1 protein-coding gene and 1 pseudogene are annotated in these 1,382 nt (G+C 45.3%); both read left to right on the top strand.

What is annotated here, in order from left to right:
• Positions 1-951, top strand: a pseudogene (locus ACR2PX_RS28180) (IS4 family transposase); the annotation flags it as partial.
• A gap of 118 nt (positions 952-1,069) precedes the next feature.
• Complete coding sequence (locus ACR2PX_RS28175; protein ID WP_434002678.1) at positions 1,070-1,348, top strand: hypothetical protein; 279 nt, start codon at positions 1,070-1,072, stop codon at positions 1,346-1,348.
• Positions 1,349-1,382 lie beyond the last annotated feature (34 nt).

The following is a 1,382-nucleotide window of genomic DNA, read 5'->3' as shown; positions in this document are numbered from 1 at the left end:
CTTTACAGGGTGGCGGAAGAGTTCCAGGCTCGCGCTCAGACTGAATCCAGCTATCGACGTATCAAACGATTCTTTGCTGATTACACATTCTGCTACGAGCAGCTGGGGAAGTTGATTCTCCATTGGCTAAAGCTGGAACGCTATACCCTCTGCATGGATCGAACCAACTGGCAGTTTGGAAGCAAGCACGTCAATTATCTGGTGGTCTCTGTCGCCTGGCAAGGCGCTTCTATTCCGCTGGTCTGGGTTTGCCTGACAAAAAATGGGGGTAACTCCAATGCCAGAGAGCGAATAGAACTCATGGAGAAGGTTCTCAAGCTGATTCCTGCAAACAAGATTGACGGCCTTCTGGCTGATCGTGAGTTTATCGGCCACGACTGGTTTGAGTGGTTGGAGCAGCAAGGGATTTTGTGTCGTCTCAGGATTCGCTGCAATATCCCGGTTCTGGGTAAAAATGGCAAAGATATACCGGCCAGCCATCTGTTCAGGAATATCAAGCTCAACCAAAGCATCACCTGGCACAGTAAGCGCAGAGTATCCGGTGTTTATCTATACATCGCAGCCAGACGTTCAGAAAAAGGCTTGCTGATCGTTGTCGCTACGAAGAAACCGGAAACGATGGTTACAGATTATTACCGGCGCTGAGGCATTGAAACACTGTTTGGATGCTTGAAGAGCCGTGGCTTCGACTTGGAATCGACACATATGACGGCCCCAGAGCGGATGGACAAACTGATGGGTATTCTGGCACTGGCATTTGCCTGGTGTCTGATAATCGGGCACTGGCACTATGGTGAAGCAGAACAACTTCCCCTAAACAAGCATGGCAGGCCGCCTAAAAGTCTGTTTCGTTTGGGCCTGGATATGCTCAGGCGGGTATTGAAGAATTTGTGTTCAAAAAGCGATCAGGTCGGCTTGCGGGAAATGATATGTGTTTTGTCCCGTACATAGGCTCGACAGGTATAATATTGAAAGGCAAAGCTGACCAGCTGCTAATGCCACAAGATTGGCCAAAAGAGTGGATTAAGAACGTACGAAGTGTTAGTTCCTGAACATTAAAGTGAAACATATGTCAAATATTAAAGTTTTGAAGGCTCAACTAGAAACTACGATTAAGGCTTTGGAATTGAAGCTCCAAAGATCTAACGAGCCTACTTTAAAACAGTACCTAGAAAGGTACAAAAACACATTAAAGGCAATAGAGTCAGGTAGTTCTGAGGTTGAAATTAATAAACATGCCAGGAAATTACTTAATTGTGCCAGAGGCTATATGGAAACATCTACAAATTATCAACAGAATTTCTTAACGGAAATGGGAAAAACAGAAAAAGTAGTGAAACAGTTATAGAGACCATGGTGGGTAAAGTCAATCTTCTGAAACA

The sequence above is a fragment of the Endozoicomonas sp. genome, assembly GCF_051008435.1.
Lineage (GTDB): Bacteria > Pseudomonadota > Gammaproteobacteria > Pseudomonadales > Endozoicomonadaceae > Endozoicomonas_A.
This window is presented reverse-complemented; position numbering and strand designations above follow the sequence as displayed.

Coding starts and splice junctions, on each gene's coding strand:
- ACR2PX_RS28175 (WP_434002678.1), top strand. CDS start 1,070: ATGTCAAATATTAAAGTTTTGAAGGCTCAACTAGAAACTACGATTAAG.